The organism is Candidatus Nitrosocosmicus oleophilus (genome assembly GCF_000802205.1).
GTDB classification, from domain to species: domain Archaea; phylum Thermoproteota; class Nitrososphaeria; order Nitrososphaerales; family Nitrososphaeraceae; genus Nitrosocosmicus; species Nitrosocosmicus oleophilus.
Map to the genome: position 1 here is coordinate 2,460,342 of NZ_CP012850.1, position 20,748 is coordinate 2,481,089.

A 20,748-nucleotide genomic window follows, 5' to 3' on the forward strand; every position below is an offset into this window, starting at 1 on the left:
GTTCAATTTGTTATAATATTAACTTAAACCTAATTCCCTCTTAATTGATTCTCCATTGCTAATGTTGTTTAATTTTGTTACCAGATCCTCTATTAATGCATCTATCCGTATACCCTCATTATTGACATAAATATCTAAACCAAAACTATCTTGAGTTGTATCCCCGAAAGCATGGTGAAGAGATATCAAATCCCATTCGTTGTTAAACACTGGAGACCCAGATGATCCCGTTTCAGTGTCTGTGAAGTATCGAATATATTTCGCAAATATCTTTGTCAAACGATTTTCTTGAATTGAGATCTCTTTGTACCTACCATCGGGATGTTGTATAATATTACAAAATGATCCTTTCTTATACTGAGGATTCTTGTTCAACTGAATGTAGCCCCACTTATCTCCGGGATTGTTATTTAATTTAATTAAAGTGTAATCCAAATCGTTTTTGTCGCTTGTTATGAAGACATCTTCTGACGCGGTGTAAGAATCCGTGGACTGAACATCACCATGTATATCTTTCTGATAATTAAATTCAAATGTTGAATTTTGGATTTGACCTTGTGTGCTTATAACATGATTATTCGTCAAAAATAAGGATGATGAAACTAAAAAACCACTAGCAAATTTAGACCCCATCTTAACCCTTGCAACTGCTCGTTGTCTGATTAACCCTTTATCCAAATAAGATACTGGTAGAAATTCATTCGTTTCTATCATTGCTTCAAAGGGTTCAAGTGCTAGGAATCTATTTTGGTCTAAATCATGGATTGACATCTTTATCGGAGTTAGTACCACAGATAGGTGTCATACCAAAACTCTATTAATATTTTTGTTGCCAGAACTTCATTGTCGTGAATTGTGAATTGAGGTTACTAACCTAGTATCATTATTGTAAATCCTTTGATTACTTTTTTTATTGCTCAAACCTGGAGCGTTATTCTGATAATTATCTAATTTCTTTTAAATAAATTCTGCAATGTAGTTCATCGCTTTTAGCATGTTTGTAATGTTGAACCTGATACATAGGACCAATATCCTCGTAATGATCAGGAGTCACTGTAACATTAACATATCAACCCTCTTTTTCCTATTCTACTTGAGGTGGACAATTTATCTGTTGTAGTTTTTTTTACTTATCTAACTTTTATTTGATGAAACAAGTTTACCCTTCTTACAGATTCAGAGTAGGGTACGTTTTGAGTCCTAATATCTAAATAAATTTAACAAATTCTAACAGTGGTTTAAAAAAATCCCTGTCTAGACAATTCAACTATTAAGATTAGTATTGAGACAACTGTATTTTTATCAAAAAAAATTAGCAGTCTCGGCAATATCCTATAAACCAAGTCATGTTATCGCCTACGCTATTTGAATATGTTCTACTCTCGATGCTTTCATTTTTTAAGTTAGCATTATACAATTCATCCAGAGTCTGATTTAAATAATTGGAACTGACCTGAGAGAAATTGTGCTTAATTTGACCTAAGTTTTCTTTTGTAATGTTTTTCAGTACGTCATTCTCAAATTTAAATATACTAAAGACTGTTGGATCTTTATCGGATGCATTCTTGAAATTACCTGAGATATTACTGATAAGACTAGCTGGATTAGTATCTCCGTAAGCAGATACATTGACAATGGAATAGCTCAGTATAGATACCATAATTGCAAAAATAGCTGTTAAGGATACAATACTCATTAAACCCTATAAAATAATTTATTATATAAAACCATCGAAATAATACGATGTATCGGAAGTCGACTTTGCGAGACACAGTCATTATGAATCCTTCTCATTTCGCTTTAGCATAGTGATATTTAACTATATGAAACATTTAAGAAAGAATAGAAAGCCAGAAGAATTATTATCACGTACTCCCAAGATTAACTAATGGATTCGAATCCCAAACTTAGGATTTGTCGTAGATTGGAAAGGCGAATTTGAGTGTCATTATAATTAAAACGTATCTGTTTAAGCCAAATTAATACAAGGCGAATTTGCGGTGTAATTTCTTAAAAAAAAGTAAGTTTAATTGGGGGGTAAATGTGATTTTACAACAATAGCTAGATTCTGATAGATCGCTTATATTATTGGAGATATCATCCAATTCAGTATTCCTTTTATAAAAGTATTTTTCTATAAGGATCAGAACTAATATGCGATCAGAACACTCGGTACTAGATCTGGATAATCCTATTTTTATCGTTCTTTTAGTTTTTTTCGCCATCCTTTCCAATATATGTTATGTATGGGGTCAGACAAATTCAACCTATATTGCTTCATTAAATGGTACTAATGTGTTACCCTCCGCCTATGCAAATTCATCAGGGATTGGTGAAATTGTTATTAGCAGAGATAGTGAAGGGAATGTTTACGAAGTTGTTTACAACATACTTCTCAAAAATATTTCAAACATTCTCACCGTTGATCTCCACAACGCACCAGAGGGAATCAATGGAACGACAACTTATTCTATTTATGATATTTTTAGTATTCCACGGGTTGACCAAAACTCAAGCTCAGTGGTATTGAGAGGATCTTTGGACTTAATTAATTTTGAAAGTACCTTAGGAGGTAAGGCTGATCCCTCTTTACTTTTTTCTGGATCTAACCCTTTTACATATGAGGCACTAGAACGGGAACTACTTTTTAATCGAACTTATATTGACGTTCATACAGCGAAATTCCCAGAAGGGGAACTACGAGGGCAGTTACACCCAATTTACAAGTAAGAAATTTTTCTTCTGTATTGTACGGATTCACCAAATTGATCTAAGCACCGGGTTTCTTATAATTGTGTAATGCATCGTACAAACGGTAATATCCATATGCAAAGAAGACGGCACTGACAAAATAAGATACTGGATATAATAAGGCATTATTTTTATTATTTCCAACAAATACTCCTGAGAATTCTTCCTCCTTTATTAATTCAGATGAATAGATGGATAGATAATAAACTGAAAAGAGGAACAATAAAAGCGGAAACACCAGAGTTAGTAATTTGATAAATAAAAGTGTCCTAGATCCATATGGATCAACCCATAGAGAAGCTAGTAATGAAATTCTATACTTGTGCAAATCTATAGGTAGTAGTGTAGAGAATCGTTCAAGGCCTCTCCTAAGTAAAATGGTATCACTTAGGAGTGATGCAGAAATCAAAAAGCCCAAGCCGATTCCTATCGGAAAAAATGAAACCGTATCAATTATGTTAAGTGGTATTTTTCCAATTGGAAATTCGATCTCCTTAAGCATTTCAGTCGTTTCATTTTTCTTTATTTCTAATTGAGTCATTTTTTTATTGACATTATCTATGGTATTGTTATAGTATACAAGTTGATACCTTAATATATCATCAATTTCACTGAATATGGGATTGTATTCGTTTATCTGCGATGAAATAGTGGATAGGAGCTCGTTAAATTGTGTTGCACTAAGCGTCTGGGAAGAATTCATAAAATTAAAATGATTAAGAGCTGAAGCTGCATTGAATTTTTTTACATAATCATCCCTTAGATTTGGAATATTTTTTTCCAGCTTTTGCAAATTGTGTTTTATCGTAACTATTTTTTCCGACACGCTTGTGTTGAAAAGCTGTGAATTTGAATTAATGTCTTGTTTAACTTTCGCAATGTCATTCATTAATACCTGCACTTGGTTCAAATGCTTAATATTAAGCGAATCCAATCGATTTATGAGATTGTAATTCAACCAAAAAGGACTTCCTGCATAATAAGCAGATTTGTAGTATTCTAAGTTCTCAACCTCGCTTTTATCTAGCATGGGACTTTCATATTCCTCATTGTAACTGTCTGGGACAAAATTACTATACGCATGGTATTTCTTTTCAGATTCATTATTATTATAGAAAGACAATAATGTGGAATTGTTAAGTGCAGGGAAGGAGTTTCCCCGTGAGTCCGCAATCACATAGCATATGTCCAATAACCAAAAGGCTTTATTCTTAACATAACCTTTAACTTCGTCAATGTCTTCTTCGGAAGTTTGAATTAACCGGTGAGCATATTGGTTATTATTACATTTCTGAATATTATTTGCCACTGTTTCTGTAATGCTTTTGTAGTATTGAACAATGGTAGCATTATCATTGTGTAAAGTAGTATTAAAGGCAACTGCATTGGTTTGAAATTGCAATAGACTGTTTTGAACAAGTTCGAGAAACCGAATTTGATCGTTCAGATCCTTATGTTTATCTAGGATTGACAAATAAGGCAAAAAAATAAAAAAAAAGAAAAAAACAATGATACCTATAAAAACGGCAAATGTGCGGTTAAAACTTTTCGACTTGTCCTTAAATTGTTCATATCTGTGATCAAAGTCGTCTACGGCCATGATTATTTATTTTATATAATACACTTAAACTTATTGTTATGGCGTGGCAATCGTTAACAATACCATTTTTATCTTATGTGAAGCACTTTTCTGAATAAATTATTTGAACATGCAACCCTAGCTTAATTTAACATACTAAAACTACTGGCACTGATTTATTAACGTAAAGGGATTTGAAATCATTCCCATTCTAACATTCGAGGTCAATTCCTATATATAACTATTAAAGTACAAAGTTCCAACTATCGTGGATTGAAACAAAAGGGTGCTTTAAGTGAAGAGGAATTTCAATTACTCAGGAATAACATTTTAGAGAGGATATCCCGTGTAGAAGGGAATATTGCTAAGTCACCAAGCCCAGCTGCCGATTTAAATCAGAATTCAAAGTATGATGAAAACAACTCCAAACTATGTTCTAATTCCAACTATAATTCCAGCAACTCATCTGATTCATCGTTTTGCAAGGATTGTGGAACTAGACTATAATCTAAACATAGTATGCATAACGGGTACCTTGCATGAATTAGTATGTAAGAAAGTCAACTTAATAATTGATAAAATCATAGTAAATCAACAATAATTTGTAGATAGAATATACTCATGAATAAGATTAACAGACGACACAACATACATCCCAATTATATCAAGGAATCAAGAAAATCAGGTCTTTATTTGTATTTTCTATTATGTTTTGTATGTAGAATATGATTCTAAATCGTAAACAAAAAGAGGTTTTGGTTATTAAATTAGCAAATGAAGGTAAAACTACAAGGGAAATTGCTCAAGTAGCACATGTTTCGCTAAAGGATATAGGCTCAATTATAAGAAAGTATACAGGAGACGACAATAAAAAACAACATGATGAAATCCCGACAAAGAAACTGTCGTTAGATTCAAAGTGTCTTCAGATGTTTCAGGAAGGCCACTCCAATGTGGACGTTGCAATAACTCTAGACATGCCAGCTGATGAGGTAATGGCTAACTACATGGACTACCAGAGGCTTCAAGAATTAAATGATTTTATTCAGTTGTATAGAGACCTCGGGGATGATCGGCCATTATTCATATTGCTTTACAAGAGGATGAAAGCAGAAGGTTTGTGGAGCAAGAAAGAAATATTACGTATTGTGAGCGTCGAAAGCGATTTAAAAGATTTGGCTTACAAGGTTGAAGAGGAGTGTAAAGAAATAGGCCGCTTAAACCTACTAAAGTTACAATTGGAGGATCGGATAAGGGCCATGGGTGGAATTGTATAACAATAACTATTGGAAGTGAATACCATGATCTAGATCCAACACCTAATTGTTTTTTATATTTATCAACAAGTAAAATGTATTGAAAGTCTTAATTTGATTATAGAATTTTCGATATGTGAAAAGCCCTAGTATTTTGGCTTGGCTTGTTGCTAGTTGTCATATTATGATATTAATCCTATCCATTCCGAACTTGTAAACATTTTGAAGTTAATTCCTGTGTTACCATAATCAAATAACCCTTTATTCAGAAAAGGAGGCCAGAAAATTGACTTGTCTCCTCGAGTATTGCTACATAGTTCAAATACCACTCTCGGTGACTAAAACATTTTTTAAGTAATACACTCCCCAAGATAACCTAATGGATTCGAATCCCACTCCCCGCGCCTTAGTTGCGGATTCATATGAAAATAGTATTACCTCAAAGAAACAAAACAATGTTGATAATTTGAATATCCAGGTAAGCCGCAATATTCTTCTCCTAATTCGAGAGAAGACGCCAAAAGAATCAATTACTTAGAGTTCCGATTATAAAAAACCTTTTTCTAAAAAATCTTAGGATAGACTGTTTGATAAATCAATTGTAGACAATGAGATTATTATAAATGAATCACTGCAGAACAAAATTTAGTAAATCTAAGGGACCCAACCATAAAAGATTACAAGGCTAAAGTTCTTTTAGATCTAACCATTCTTACTACACATCTATAACGAAAATTATGGTATGAATATCTCAGTAATAATTGATGTGGACATTTCCACTAGTATTTTTTAAACTCTGCGGTATTACTTATATCAGAAGTTAACTGCTTGTCATTCTATTTTTGCTTATAAATCCAAGATCTTAAAATAAATATGAATGAAGTAATTAGTAGAAGGAAAAATACAAGTCACTTTTATACATCCTTTTTAATACATTTAGTTGATGAAAAAACAATCAGCAATTATATTTGCAATTATGATGATGGTAACAACTATTTATGCACTTTCATTAGGAAATATAGGCTATTCACAGCAACAAGGTGAAAGCAGTATTCTGGATTCTATAAATGTGAAAAATTCTAATCTGACTCTTGGTAAACCCTTCTACACTGAAAAATTTGAATTTCCGATAAATCAAAATTCCGGAGACTCCAAGAATAATGGTACTTCTGCAAGTTCTGGGTACTCATTTGAGGGGAATGGAACTTTAGACGATTTGCAGATAACTGCTTCTGGAAATGGGAATGAAATTTCAAGAGAGGATGGAACCAATTTTCTAACTGGTAGAGCTCTTTTTACCTCTTCACAAAACGGTACTGCAAGTTATTCCTTTGAGGCCATAACTAATACTACTGGAGAAGGGATTAGAACCAGTCTAGGAGCTGCCTTCTTTGATGCAAATGCAACTGGAAATCTAGAATCACTTAGGAGTATTGTTGGGGTCTATGAATCATATATAGATGAAAGTCACGGAAAAGGGATCTTTGCAATGTGGCATATTAATGACCTATTATCAAAATAATAGTAGATCATTGAACTATTTTTTGTGTCAGGTTAGATATTTAGGATTATATCTATAGTTGATGCAAAACACCTAGGGCCCGAACATTGTGTTAATCAAGGATTTACAAGATTCAGTTTCTGTCTTTGTTACGCCTATCCCTCAAAGTCAAAAACTCAAGATTCTAAACTGTTTGGACAATTATAGAAATTACCTTTTATCCTCAAATATTAAAAACACAAAACACATTGACACATTTTGTGTGATAAATACACAAAGAAATAGATACCTCTTTTTATTACAAGGCTTAGAATCTCACTCCAGGCACTTGGACATTCATCCACCAATAATATTAGTAAGAAAAGAGGGTTTGTCTCGGTCTGAATTTTAACCCATTCTGAAAAGGTTGAAGATTAGAGAGTAGAAAGGAATACTAATAGGATTTACGGTTTTGATATCTCTATGATATTTATATCAAGTAATCTCATTACCACCCAAAGACATTAGCCCAGAGTTTTTCAAAGTTTAGATAACGATCTAGATGGTGATCACAACCCCCAATCGTCAAAAACTCTCCTTCAGTTATGGCAATATATGCAATGAATTAATATAAAATACTATTCACATTTGATGATTTATTACCATTAGTGGATTAATATACTGTCCATGTAACAACCCTTCAGAGTCACCCTTCCAGTTGATTTGATTTTCCATCTCGTCAAAACATCCCCATACTGGTCATTTTATTCAAACATGAGTGATTTGATGTTTAATTGAGCTTCCCAATCAGCAGCCGATATTGTTTCAAAACCGTCTTGCAATAGATTTGGATGTAAATTAACAGTAAAAAAAAATTTGTGTTGGTGACGGGCATATGAGAGGTAATGACCCTTATTGGATAAATTTGAAGGATTGTCGATATATTTTCCAACTGAAATTTTGAAATTTTTTTTTTTTGGAAGTTAACCTTTTTGCTGGAACACCACATTCGATAAACACAAAATCGGGTTACCACCTACTTACAATGAGTACGTCACAATGCAAAAAATTCTATGTAACCTTCGAATAGGTTAACCAACGGATGAAAAACATTATCTAAACATTATCTCCCCGCTGTTGTAATACTTTCGCCGCTGTTGTAATACTTTCGCCGCTGTTGTAATATCCTCAACTTTATCTGTCATTCATTCTATCATCATTCTCCCAGATTCAATAGCCATTTTTTTCTCTTGTACTTTCTGTTATACCGACATCTCACCAATTCCTTCAGCTATAAGGTTTTTCCTGAATTATCATATTGCCAGTCAATTGTATCGTACTTTGGATCATTCAGTGGGTGTTCTTGTTTATGATGTGCTGATAGTTATGAGTATAGTAATGTGTTTTTCAAAACGAAGGAGAATGGGATCTTCCTCTTGCCGTTTTCATAGTCTTCTTTTTCTGGAATGGCCCCAGAGCCCTTCAATTATATTGCGTTGATTATGAACAAAATAATAGTTAACCTATACATTATTTAATACTTGATTCAGAGTATTGATTTTACCGTCCGAAACTACGTATTATTTTGTCAACAAAATATTTTTGGCTTTTCATAGGCTTTTTTTGTTGCAGCTCTACTAGCCTCTTTTTTTCTGTAATGATCCCTTTATCTCCCGTGTAAATTCTTCCTATTGGCCTTTGTTTGTGCTTTTTTCCGAAAGAATATTAATTATTATGGATTCCTAAAAAGAATTGTCAATCGATCTTGCAACTAGGAACGATGTTCCTAAATTTTCTCTTAAAACTGTATAATAATGTTCTATTGGAATTCATAATAAAAATTTTTAGATATTAAAAAAACACTTGTTAGATGATCTTAAGCTATATATTAAGAACATATTAAGTTAACTTGCAAAAATCAATCTATCATCTAAAGGAGTGTAATGATAGATGTATACTCAAACAAGTTGACCATAATAAAGCTACTCACCATGCTATGTAAATATTTAACAAGACTTGTTAGTAATGATATAGGCTTAGATCATACATTCCTGGCTATTGATGCTATATTTTGAATAACTTCTTCCAATTTTTTTAAGATGGTAGTGGTTCTTACCTAGATTTTCCATCCATTTTTCTAAAATAAGGTTTGTTAGTTTTTTCTTCAATTTTCATATTATTTCAGTCATTGAAAATTTCATTTATTCTATCGTCGATTAACGTGACTTCTGATTAAGATTAACAAAACCTATAAATACTGTATTTACTAGAAGGCAAATTGAATGGTTTATGAAATTTTCTGTCATACAGTAATCTGATTAGGGATATGATGGGGGCGGCGTTATGTTGTTTGTTATCTATCTCTTTTTATTAATTATTTTGCCTAACCTGTTTTTCAGTAATAATGCAATTGGACAGACCTTGGAAAGTTTAAATGAAAAGTATCATTTAACCAATCCTCAGATCCAAGTAGGATTAGAGCCAAAAGAGGTAAAAGTCGATAAATTTTTAAACAAAGTATACGTAGCAAATGAACGTTCAAATTCTATATCAATTTTAGACAGTAATTCGGGAACGTTAAAAGAAATTTTTATTAATACAATACCTCACGATGCAGAAGTAAATGACAAAATACATCATGTCTATGTTTCAGGTAAATCTCCTTCTGAAACCATCTCCATAATTGACGGAAGGACCGAAGAGTTACTCCAAAATATCCAATTGGATCAAGAACCACGTGATATCGAAGTTAATGAAAAAGAAAGCAAGTTATATTTAGCAGGTAAAGACGGTATAAGACTTATTGATGATAATGGCTCTATGTCACTCAGCATCGACCCAGTTAAGAAATATGAGGTAGAAGGGAACTATTCCAAAATAGCAGTAGATGAAGAAGCAGAAAAAGTTTACGTAATTAATGAATATCCTCCCCAACTTCTCATTTTTAACAATGATTTGAACCTTTTAGACAACTTATCGATTCCAGATAAAAAAGAACCGCTTGATGTGGAAGTCGATGAAAACGATCATTCTGTCTATCTGATCACAGAGAAAAATTTCTACAAACAATATAATGATACCGGGATGATGGGTGTTGAATTAAAGAATAAACCCAGTACTTTAGAAGTCAATGAGGACTCCGATATAGTATATGTAATTTCAGATCATGATGTTTCAATTATTAATGGAACTACAAATACTAAAATTGACAAGATAATTCCTTTATTAGGACCGCTCTTGGAATTAGAAGTCAATGAGGACTCCGATATTGTATATGTACTAGCTGAACATGGCCTTTATTCATTAAATGAAAAAACTAACAGACTTTCTAATATCAGCATATCTGAACCACTCTCGAATATCGAGGTAAACGAGAATAGTAACATCGTTTATTTGACTTCAAAGAATTCTGATAGCCTGTTTGCAATCCATGGTCCTAAGAACAAAGTTGCGGTTGGAATTACTTTCAATATATCTCCATTAAACTCAGGCAAGATCATATGTGGCGATGAGAAAACCGAATATCCAATAAATCAATACTTGTACGAAGTACCCGGAATAACCTGTACAGCGAAGGCAAATAGCGGCTATGAGTTTATATCCTGGAACGAAAACATTGATTCAAACACTACAAGACCGCTGAAACCGTGCATAGAAGAATCCCATAGTTTTTTTGATCCAATCATAGAACCAATTCAAAAATCTTTGCAAATATACAATGATACTGCTACGACATCCTTTTGTATTACTCAATATGGTACATTTACTGCAAGTTTTAAAGCATTGCCTGCCCCCCTTCCTACCGAGTACTGGATTCCTCTATACGGTTTAGTTGTTTCAACCGTTATTGGTGCATCTATTCCAAGTATTATATTATGGGCTAAAACAAAAGGAGAAGTAAAAAAATCAAATCTTCACCATAATAGGATAAAATCCATATATGACGAAGGTAAGCGGGATGAACATGATTTGGAATCACTGGATAAACTCAAAAATGAAATCACTGATTCATTTTCAAAGGGCAATATAAGCCAAATTCGTTATTCAAATTTAAAGGATGAATTATCCGTACTTTATCAGGAAATTTTCATGAAAAAAGTTGATTCCATGGACGATGATAAAGGTATGGATCCTGCAATAAAGTTAAGACTTGTAAGAGAGATTAGGGATGCGTTTTCAAAAGGCAAATTAACGGAGCTCCACTATAATATACTTATGAATAAAATTACAGAGACGGAAAAATAGAATATACCGATCATTTATATAGGTATTTACCAACTTTAAGACCTAAATTTATCATTGTATTTGTTTAAACCTTTTAAATCCACGATCCAAACTGCACTTAAATTTGCATTCATTAAGTTATCAAGCACAGACTTAAATTAGAAAGTCCATAAAAAACATCACGCTTAATATTGGGAACGCATGTCCAAAAGTATCTTGTTCAAAAAATTTGGATTTACGATCAAGTTCTGTTGGTAATGATCTATTGTCTATATCTATTAAAGTGTCTAAAAATGGTTGGATATTTCTATGTCGATAGGATGATAGTTGAAGAGATGGATTGTATTCGATCTTGAATTATGAACACACTATCCCGAGACTTAGGTTAAATAAATATTTACAAATTATCATGTCTTTTCTTTAAAGAGTGTTTAAAAGACTTAGATTCAAATCCCGACTTAATTCTGAGTGTATTATTTAGCACCCAAAATTTTACAATTAAGGGTCTAGATTACGCCAATCAAATAACTTCCTTATGAAAGGGATTTGTTTAATGAATATATTTAAACAAAATACTATCGAAAAATCTGATAAATCTTTCATTTCCTAATACGTCTTCAGAAAGATAAATCCCAAAATCTATGACCTTACCTTTCTTATAGTTGTGCTCATATGTTGCAATTCTATAGTCAGGGAATTTATCTTGATAAATAGTCGGTATAGTTACATTGTAGTCAAGTAAGATTGTGACATTGGGATTAGTGATAAATTGTTCCTCGTGTTTTAAATAGCCAAAGGGGTTATTTCCAAATATAATCCCAGGGACCTGAGCATAATTGCTACCTACCCACTTTGATGTTTCATTTAGCCATCTCTCAGCAACACTGTTTTTTACGGCTTTTCCATCAAATTCCCAATTATGGCCCTTAACTAGAGTTATAGTGTTATCATCAGGATTATACTTTATCTCTGCGTAGAACATATTACTATATGGAAGGATCAAAATACCTCCATTTGCTACGAACTGTCTTAGGTAATTATACTCTTCCTGTGTTACATATTCTTGATGCTCTAAAATTATTGCATCGTATTTGTTGTTTGTAATTATATTGTCATTAAAAATATATCCTTTGTGTACATCGGTATCGGATATAATAGTAACATTTGCCTTTGGCATTAACCTAGCTATATGGTCATGAAGATAAAGTGTCCTAAAACCGGGCATTGATTCCGTATCAATTTTGCTTGTCAATAGGTTAACATGTTTTGTTGTGTTTTGATGGAACGAATCATTGTTGTAGAGATTGTATAATATATAAAATGAATTATCATAAGCGGTATTTGTATATGTTGGATCAACAAGTGCAATACTGATATTATCGAAATTATTTGAAAAAAAAGAGTTATCCGAGGATCTGTTATTTATATTTTCCATTGGAAAATAATTATCGAGGTTGTAGTCGAGAGTAGTATTTATTTTATTGGTTTCCTTCTCATTATTGTTTATTCCATATTTACCATTATCGGTATATGGATAGTCAATACTTGCTAAAAAAATCTCGTCATCAAAGTCAGAATACCCATTCCAGAGGATAAATGCTTTATTATCTACATCTGAGATTGCCACTTGAGGATTTGAAGCATTTGCATCTATATTAAATAATGTTGTTGTACTTTCCACATAATCATTTATTTGGTTATGAATCTCTTTGATACCGATGGATGATGAAAAATTTGAATTTTCATTTGTCCAAGCAACTAGAGCAGTATTATTTAATATGTCAAGTGAGGGGTCAAAGGAACTGTTACTATCATTGCTTAAGTTTATCTTGAAATTACATTCCTTTGTATCTTTTATGTTTATTACACAAAAATAAATGTCGCTATATCTATTTTGGTTTATTTCTTCCCATACTATGTATAATTTATCGTCGTTAGTTTTTATCGATGGATTAACTGACCACCCTGTATAATTGTTTAGACTTATAGTATCATGAAATGTTTGTCCTGAATTATCACTATATTTAAACATAGTATCTGTAAGTATAGGAAATTCGTCTTTTACAAAAGTCCCATTGGTCCATAAAACAAATACGTTGTTTCCTGACGATGCTATTTGTGCATTAAAAGATATCTTTGCAAAATTTGTTAAATAGATTGCTTTGCCAAATGTAGTTCCTCTGTCCATACTCTTTGCAAATGTAACTTCTCTTGTCTCATTTTCCATACCTTTGTTATTAATGGTTACCCAAATTGCATATACGTTATCTCCTTGCGTAGTAATTTTTGGAAAAAATGATATAGGATAATTTTCACTTAAACTGATGGCTTTTTTAAATGTATTACCTCCATCATCACTCTTTCTTAATACTATGCCTTCAGAAGAGTCATGCCATATCACATGTACATTAATGGAATTACTATCTATATCACTTGAGTTGTCTTTTGAAACCGATAGTTGGGGAGTCCCAGATAATCCGGTATTGTTGCCCAAGTTAATAGCTTTTTCAAATGTCTTTCCCCAATCAGTACTTCTCTTAAAAAAAATTTGACCATTATTATCTGGCGATTGTTCCCATATCACAAATACAAAATTATCTATTACAGCAATTTGATGGTCAAATGCTCCTCCGGGAATATTACCTAAGTTTATAATTTTTTCAAATGTTTTTCCACCATCGCTACTTCTTTTGAAGTAAACATCCCTGTATCCGGACGAATCGTCTAACCATATCATAGAGATATTTTTTCCAACTACCTCGAACTTTGGAAATTCGGAATGCCCTTGATTTGAACTGATATTAATCAGATAATCATTTTGAGACTCATTTATTCCATTTCCCCAATGATTGGAAATGTTGGTCCCTAGATTAGAATTAAAACCAAGGGATGTGTCACCATTGTTATAATTTGTTGTTGGTGGTTCAAATGCAAATAAGGAATAGGCAAATTCGAAGTGAAGATAAATGCAGTTTAATAAAAACAGTAAAACAATGCCAAGGGGAATTAAAGTAATATTCATCTTAATCTAACTGTTTATTTGGAACCATAAAAAAGAATGCTTTTTGTAATTGACTATTTGGTTTAATAATATCCATTTTTTCTGATTCTTGCAAATCATTGATTAAATCATCCAAAGTTACTTAAAAACTTATAAATTGCGAAAGACAACCAGAAAAAAATAGGTCCTGAAAGCAACAAATTCGTGACCCAGATTCACAATATTATGTGCAAAGAAAGATCCATTCAGAAGTCTGATTAGTGAGATTGGAAGTATTCGGACTTTTCCGGTTCAATATTTATGAAATCATCCCAACTAGTACTAGCAATCAAAATCAGATAGTTATTGCTAGGTAGAATTTCTCCAAAAATTCCAAAATAGATCAGTTATTTGATGATTGAAAAATAAGGACTATTGGTGTTCTCCGGGCCTATTCAGTCAATAATAATTTTTAGAGTCTAAAATCGGATCTAAAACAAAATTACCTGTGTAAAATATATCAAGTTATAAACATAAATTCATAAATTGACATAACTGTGAATGCAGAATAGGGATTAGAATTCCATACCTACTTAAAGACTTATGAATTCTAGTCAAAATATTTTTATTGATGTTTTGAAAAAATATTTTTTATCAAAAGGACTAGGGTTCAGATTGATCGAATACAACTAGAGGACTGGTAAGGAAATCATTTTCCATTCGAAAGTGAATTATCCACTATGTTATTGATCACGTATTTCTAATAGCCAGCTACCAAAATAGTATACTAGTTCTCAAATCTTTCGTATAACAGGCGTTCATTCTCCAAAATACATTTTTCCAATATTTGTTGTAGTCTGTGATATTTCTAAGTTCCAATGGAGACTTCAGGTGACTAAGTTACGTGTCAAAGGTAAACAATGGTTATAATAACAACCACATTATTTACTACAATGACAAGCACGAATTCAAACAGAGTAAAAAATAAGGTGATACTATCCGCGATTCTTATAACTGCAGTTGTTGTCACAGGAGTTTTTTTGGCAAGTCCAGTAATATCTTTTGTTACTGCAATTCAGTCGTCAAATACGACCATAAAAGAGAGTGGAATATTTAAAGATCAATCGCCAAAGATAAATGGGTCAATAAATATCTTTGAAAAAGCACATGCAGCCATTGAAAAAAATCTAAAAACAACTTTTGTACAAGCAGCAGACATAGCCTCAAGAGAATTAAACAATGACACGATTTTAGTAGCGGGTCATTTAGGGATAGACCAAGGATATTTAGTATACAAATTCTTCACAATAAATCCAACCACCCAAACAGGAATTTTGACTATCGTTGATCCGGGGAATGGTGCCGTCCTATATAAATCTGAGAGTCTACAGCTGCTGAATTTCCTTCACATTCTAAGCGATCAAGGCATGGGACATGGAATTTATGGATTTTCAGGCGAACATGGAAATAGCCAAGGACAGGGACAGGGACATGAAACACTCGGATTTGGACACTGGAAGAGCCCGTGGGGATTCCATGATCACGATGGTAGATTCGGTGACGGACCATGGCATTAATCACCAAAAAAAATGCAATGGTTACTGTAGTTAAGGGCTTTGACCACCATCCTGATGAAGATTGACCTGAATACACAAAATAGGCAAATACAAAAATTGAGAAATCAAATAGTAAAAGTCAAATTCTAATAATTCAAATACTGAATCGAATCTCTCATTCTTTATTTTAGTATCATTTTTTAGATAATTTAGAAATCAACATCATCAAGGTATCATGGTCTATGTTGACTCAATTAGCTTGAATGAATGATCTGCTTTTCCCTGCATCCTAGTAAGCATAGATCAGTTTTCTATATATTTTCATATTTTCTATTCAGGAAAAGATATACTGTATAGCAATCCTCTCCATTACGTCAGATGGTTTTGATGGCTGAAAATCTTATCCTTAAAGAATTATCCTTTTTATTTTACCTTGCCGTTTTTGGCATCGCTATGCCCATGCACTACAAAACAGGATGAACACGATCCGATCAAACCAGTCATAACCTCAAATATTCTCCCTCTTTTTTTGCAAGAGAATTCCAACCCCATCAACTTCATATCACGCTATTCATGTAGACGTATGTAACAAAATTAAAGGCCATGTCTTAAAAATAAATATTACTTTTCCGTCATTCATTTATCGTACTTACATCTTACCATTATCATGCGAAGAGAAAGCATACTATCAAAAATCATTCAAAGGTGGGATAGAGGACCGAAAACGAAAAGAAAGGAACAATCTTTGATTTTTACCTATGTAAAAGGAGGTTCGGGATAAAAATGGTAGTAGATGAAACAAAGTTACATGAATTTATTGGAAAAGTTGTTAATGAATGGGGCGCTGCAGAAGGCGCATTAATCACTTTTATCGGCGATAGACTTGGGTTATTCAAGGCCATGATTGGAACAGATGGGGTGACATCAGACGAATTAGCAAAAAAGACTGGAACACATCCACGAATAATAAAAGAATGGCTTGCTGCTCAAGCTGCCGGAGGCTATGTTATCTACGATCATATCAAAGACACTTATACCCTTCCTGAAGAACATGCTATGGCCCTCACTGATGAAAATAGTCCAGCATACATAGCAGGTTTTTACCAATCATTAGTTAGCCTTTTCAAAGACGAGGAAAAAATTATTGAGACCTTTAAAACTGGAAAAGGCCTTGGTTGGGGAGATCATCATCATTATTTGTATGAAGGTACAGAGCGGTTCTTCAAACCAAACTATGTAGCAAACCTCACAAGGAATTGGATTCCAGCATTAGATTCCATCGAACATAAGCTTAAGAATGGAGGAGCTAAAGTAGCAGATGTTGGCTGTGGGCATGGTGCCTCAACAATTCTAATGGCAAAAGCATATCCAAATTCACAATTTATAGGATTTGACTCGCACAAACCCTCTATTGAAAGGGCCAGAGAGCAAGCTGAAAAGGAGAATCTACAAAATCTAACGTTTGAAGTAGCACGGTCTACAGATTATCCAGGAGATGATTATGATCTGGTAGCTTTCTTTGATTGCTTCCACGATATGGGTGATCCAAGCGGAGCTGCAAGACATGTTCTACAAACATTAAGGAAAAAAAAAGGGATATGGATGCTCGTAGAACCTTTTGCAAATGATAAACTTGAAGATAATTTGAATCCGCTTGGAAGGGTCTTCTATTCGGTATCATCTATTGTTTGTGTTCCTGCTTCGTTAAGTGAGAATGGACCAGCCTTGGGTGCACAAGCAGGTGAAAAGAGAATATCAGAAATAATAAAATCGGCAGGGTTTTCAAAATTCCGTCGGGCAACCCAAACACCATTTAATTTGGTCTTTGAAGCAAAACCTTGACCGGTCATTTAACTATATCAATGTAGGATCGACAAACCATTTTCTTCTATTTTTTTGTCAATAGATTTTTGTTACCTATTGAGAGTAGAACCTATAGACATAAAAATTAGGAACATTTTACAAATTATCTAACTGAGATGGGTTGGTGCTCATTACAATCTCTTATGAAGACCGCTTGTCGCATTGTTATTGAAATTATTCAAAGAATGACCACAGTTTATAGTCAGTTCCGAAATTCACATTCTCGTAGATCTGTCAGACTCCGCGTTATATTGGTTACTCGGATTATGGAGAAATATTTTCTATCGGACAGTATTTAAAAAAATGTTGCCGTTCTAGGGTCTATTGTTTAAAGATCACCGGATAGGTCCATTATTTGCTAACTTTAATAAGGTCCAAATGTTGTGCCATTGTCACTACTCACTCTAACCACAGGATCATTGCTTGTTTGGTTTCGTTCCCACCACGTAATTATTACATTATTGCCACTTGCGGCTATCTCAGCATTAACAGAATCTGCATTTGTAGTATTGCTTAAATTAATCTTGTCTGAAAATGTTACTCCAGTGTCATTTGAATATCTAAACAATACTTCTGAGCTGTTGTTTAGTATATTCTGATCATTAAACCACACAATATATACATTCTTACCTGAAACAGCAATTGGTGCTTTTTTATCAATTTCAATTTGTGCATCTAATTCTTCATCATTATCATTATTATTAATATTCGAATTATCATCTACTTGGAATACGTCCCTAAATTGCTCATCTTTTTCCTGTATTGCAGCTTCATTGTCATTGTCATTTTCATTTTCTTGTTGCTGAGAGTTAAATTGCGATTGTCGTTCAGGTTGAATGGTAGTAGACCCAGATGCTTCTGGTGACTGCTGAGAGTCTCTTTCGGGTTGAACGGTGGGCTCATTGGATATCTCTTTTGTTTGCTTTTGTAAGCCTTTGGTTGCGTACAAATCGAGTACCATATTCGTTGTTGAGCTACCAATTACTACCAGCAATACAAGTCCGACAAGGATGAAAGCTAAAACCTGACTCATAGTCGGTTCAAATGAATTGCAATATTTAAACATGTATTTCATTAGGAGATGTTAATTCAATTTCGTTAAAGTTAAGTTTGCAGAATGATTCAAATTTCATAATTAAATCTTGTTTTTCAAAATCATTAAGTTACAAAAACAGCAATCATTGTTCAGTGTAATTTTGACTACTGATGAGATAAATTCATCAAATCGTGAATCTCATGGAGTGTATAATCATTTCCGTCACGACTAGGAATTTTCAATATTCTAATAAAGTATACTGGTCAAGTTATTTATGATAAAGAAGGAATGGAATTACAAGATTTATCATTTCTTGTGATGAAAAATCATCATAATTACAACCACAAAGTATCACTAATCCAATCTGCTTGCCAGGATTAAATCCTATAATACTTGTGTAACCGTCTATCGAGCCAGTATGCCAAATAACTACTTTTCCAAAATCCGTTGTTACTGTCCAGCCTAAACCTATGTAGTCCTTTAGTGATTTATTTTCAGAAGATTGGCCAAATGAATTTCTTATCAAATGGGTTTCCTGAATGGAATCATTAACTTTAGTTTGTATTAATCCGAGATTTGCTGACAAATATTTCAGTAAATCATTGGCTGTAGAATACATTGCGCCGGCTGAGTGAATTGTCTCTGGAATAAACTCCAAATTAACCTCTTTTCCGGCTATATGACCTTGTGCAAATCTAGATTTGATATCCTCAGGAATCGATATTTCTGAAGCATTTATGCGCATGCCAGTGCTGTCCATCCCGAGAACGTTCAGGATTCTGTCCTTTACAAGTTGGTCAAACGAAACGCCGGCCCCTTGAGACAATACATGGCCTAATAGACCCATCCCTATGTCCGAGTAGCTTGCTTTGGTTCCTGGCTGTGTTGATAACGTCGAATTTGACACAAAGTCATAGACTTGCTGAGGAGTGTAACTATGGTTTCTGACAGCCAATTGGAAAATCGGGCATGCCCGATGTATGTGTTGCAAGATCCTCCAGTGTTATCTTGTGACCATTAAACGATGGGACTGTCACCCTGTCAGCCGGAAGATATTTTTCAACAGGATCGTCTAGCTTGACCAATCCCTGATTTACCATATCTGCCAAAATGATAGCCACAGATGTTTTTGATATGGATGCTATATCAAATACAGTATTTCCATCAACTGTTGATGGGTTGAAATTTGATATGTTACCATATCCGGAAACTTGTGTTCCATTTGGAGTTACAACACCAACAATAATTGGTACTGAAATATTAGAAGTATCTCCAGATAAGCTGTGATCAAATACTATTTCTTTAAACTGTTCCAAAAGTGCATTTGATACGTCATTTCTTTGAGAATATTGAGAATTATTCGATAGTACGTCTTGCCCATGCTGACTATACGCCAACTGGAAATGATTTTGAAAAACATATGAGAAAATAAGAAATGATATGAAGACCATAGCCATCATGAATGAATATACAAATAGTTTTCTGTAAGGCAAATATATTTACCATTTCCTTGGATACATATAAAAATTCATAATCTCGTAATTTCTTATGAACCTTCTTCATATAGAGAAATTATGGATTTGTCTAAATGCATTGGGACCTCGCTATCGCAAGTACCTATTGCTTTGCGGCAAAGTCATCTAGAAACAAGAATATTTAGACATAAGATATATAGTAAAAATATACCATTTTCGATCATCAATTGACACCTATTCCCTATTTTTCCTTTAGAAGTATTATAGTGGGATCTATCTCACTAAATTTTTCGGCCATGTCGTTAATCAAGACGTATACTGATGAACCGTTATCTGTATCCAACAATGTAGATCTGATTACTCATGGTTTATTGAAAAATAGACTATATCAAAATTGATGAAATAGGACAATAGTAACCTTTGGATCCATATGAGTGAATACTTAAGAAAGATACTAATCCTTTGACAATGGAGCAGGTTCAATATTGTATCAGACCTTCATAGACCAAGGCTATGGATTATTAAAGCATTGACAAGAACATGATCAT

15 protein-coding genes are annotated in these 20,748 nt (G+C 33.3%); 8 read left to right on the plus strand and 7 right to left on the minus strand.

Annotated features, from left to right (window positions below):
- Positions 1-18 precede the first annotated feature (18 nt).
- Together NMY3_RS11895 and NMY3_RS11900 are read right to left on the minus strand one after the other, a co-directional pair.
- Positions 19-771, minus strand: a complete 753-nt coding sequence (locus NMY3_RS11895) for a trypsin-like serine peptidase (protein WP_196816063.1) — start codon at positions 769-771, stop codon at positions 19-21.
- Between the two features lie 541 nt (positions 772-1,312).
- A complete protein-coding gene (locus NMY3_RS11900; protein WP_196816064.1) occupies positions 1,313-1,696 on the minus strand; it encodes a hypothetical protein in 384 nt (127 codons plus the stop codon).
- A gap of 458 nt (positions 1,697-2,154) precedes the next feature.
- Here NMY3_RS11900 and NMY3_RS11905 point away from each other — a divergent pair, with 458 nt between their 5' ends.
- Complete coding sequence (locus NMY3_RS11905) at positions 2,155-2,730, plus strand: CHRD domain-containing protein (RefSeq protein ID WP_196816065.1); 576 nt, start codon at positions 2,155-2,157, stop codon at positions 2,728-2,730.
- Positions 2,731-2,770: 40 nt separating this feature from the next.
- Here NMY3_RS11905 and NMY3_RS11910 read toward each other — a convergent pair whose 3' ends face one another.
- Complete coding sequence (locus NMY3_RS11910) at positions 2,771-4,351, minus strand: hypothetical protein (protein WP_196816066.1); 1,581 nt, start codon at positions 4,349-4,351, stop codon at positions 2,771-2,773.
- A gap of 252 nt (positions 4,352-4,603) precedes the next feature.
- On the opposite strand from NMY3_RS11910, the gene NMY3_RS11915 reads away from it, so the two are divergent.
- The 5 genes from NMY3_RS11915 (at position 4,604) to NMY3_RS11935 (ending at position 11,311) form a co-directional block, all read left to right on the plus strand.
- The gene (locus NMY3_RS11915; RefSeq protein ID WP_196816067.1) at positions 4,604-4,837 is read left to right on the plus strand and encodes a hypothetical protein; all 234 of its coding nucleotides are present in this window, start codon (positions 4,604-4,606) and stop codon (positions 4,835-4,837) included.
- A 218-nt stretch (positions 4,838-5,055) separates the two neighbouring features.
- Positions 5,056-5,607, plus strand: coding sequence for a hypothetical protein (locus NMY3_RS11920; RefSeq protein ID WP_196816068.1), 552 nt, complete (start codon positions 5,056-5,058; stop codon positions 5,605-5,607).
- Between the two features lie 358 nt (positions 5,608-5,965).
- Entirely contained in the window at positions 5,966-6,124 is a 159-nt protein-coding gene (locus NMY3_RS11925; protein WP_196816069.1) for a hypothetical protein, read from the plus strand.
- A 405-nt stretch (positions 6,125-6,529) separates the two neighbouring features.
- Positions 6,530-7,108, plus strand: coding sequence for a hypothetical protein (locus tag NMY3_RS11930; protein WP_196816070.1), 579 nt, complete (start codon positions 6,530-6,532; stop codon positions 7,106-7,108).
- A 2,379-nt stretch (positions 7,109-9,487) separates the two neighbouring features.
- Positions 9,488-11,311, plus strand: coding sequence for a YncE family protein (locus tag NMY3_RS11935; protein ID WP_231100045.1), 1,824 nt, complete (start codon positions 9,488-9,490; stop codon positions 11,309-11,311).
- Positions 11,312-11,840: 529 nt separating this feature from the next.
- Here the strand turns inward: NMY3_RS11935 and NMY3_RS11940 are convergent.
- Entirely contained in the window at positions 11,841-14,312 is a 2,472-nt protein-coding gene (locus tag NMY3_RS11940; protein WP_196816072.1) for a sialidase family protein, read from the minus strand.
- A gap of 911 nt (positions 14,313-15,223) precedes the next feature.
- On the opposite strand from NMY3_RS11940, the gene NMY3_RS11945 reads away from it, so the two are divergent.
- Together NMY3_RS11945 and NMY3_RS11950 are read left to right on the plus strand one after the other, a co-directional pair.
- Positions 15,224-15,847 carry a hypothetical protein gene (locus NMY3_RS11945; RefSeq protein WP_196816073.1) on the plus strand — a complete coding sequence of 208 codons (624 nt, stop codon included), beginning with the start codon at positions 15,224-15,226 and terminating at the stop codon, positions 15,845-15,847.
- A gap of 762 nt (positions 15,848-16,609) precedes the next feature.
- Positions 16,610-17,668 (plus strand): class I SAM-dependent methyltransferase, encoded by a 1,059-nt coding sequence (locus NMY3_RS11950; protein ID WP_196816074.1) that lies wholly within the window; start codon positions 16,610-16,612, stop codon positions 17,666-17,668.
- Positions 17,669-18,053: 385 nt separating this feature from the next.
- Here the strand turns inward: NMY3_RS11950 and NMY3_RS11955 are convergent, their stop codons facing one another.
- From NMY3_RS11955 to NMY3_RS16810, 3 genes are all read right to left on the minus strand, one after another.
- Positions 18,054-18,722, minus strand: coding sequence for a hypothetical protein (locus tag NMY3_RS11955; RefSeq protein ID WP_231100046.1), 669 nt, complete (start codon positions 18,720-18,722; stop codon positions 18,054-18,056).
- A gap of 271 nt (positions 18,723-18,993) precedes the next feature.
- Positions 18,994-19,680 carry a serine hydrolase domain-containing protein gene (locus NMY3_RS16805; protein WP_196816076.1) on the minus strand — a complete coding sequence of 229 codons (687 nt, stop codon included), beginning with the start codon at positions 19,678-19,680 and terminating at the stop codon, positions 18,994-18,996.
- Positions 19,661-20,176 carry a serine hydrolase domain-containing protein gene (locus NMY3_RS16810; protein WP_196816077.1) on the minus strand — a complete coding sequence of 172 codons (516 nt, stop codon included), beginning with the start codon at positions 20,174-20,176 and terminating at the stop codon, positions 19,661-19,663. Before NMY3_RS16810 ends, NMY3_RS16805 begins: the two co-directional genes overlap by 20 nt.
- Positions 20,177-20,748 lie beyond the last annotated feature (572 nt).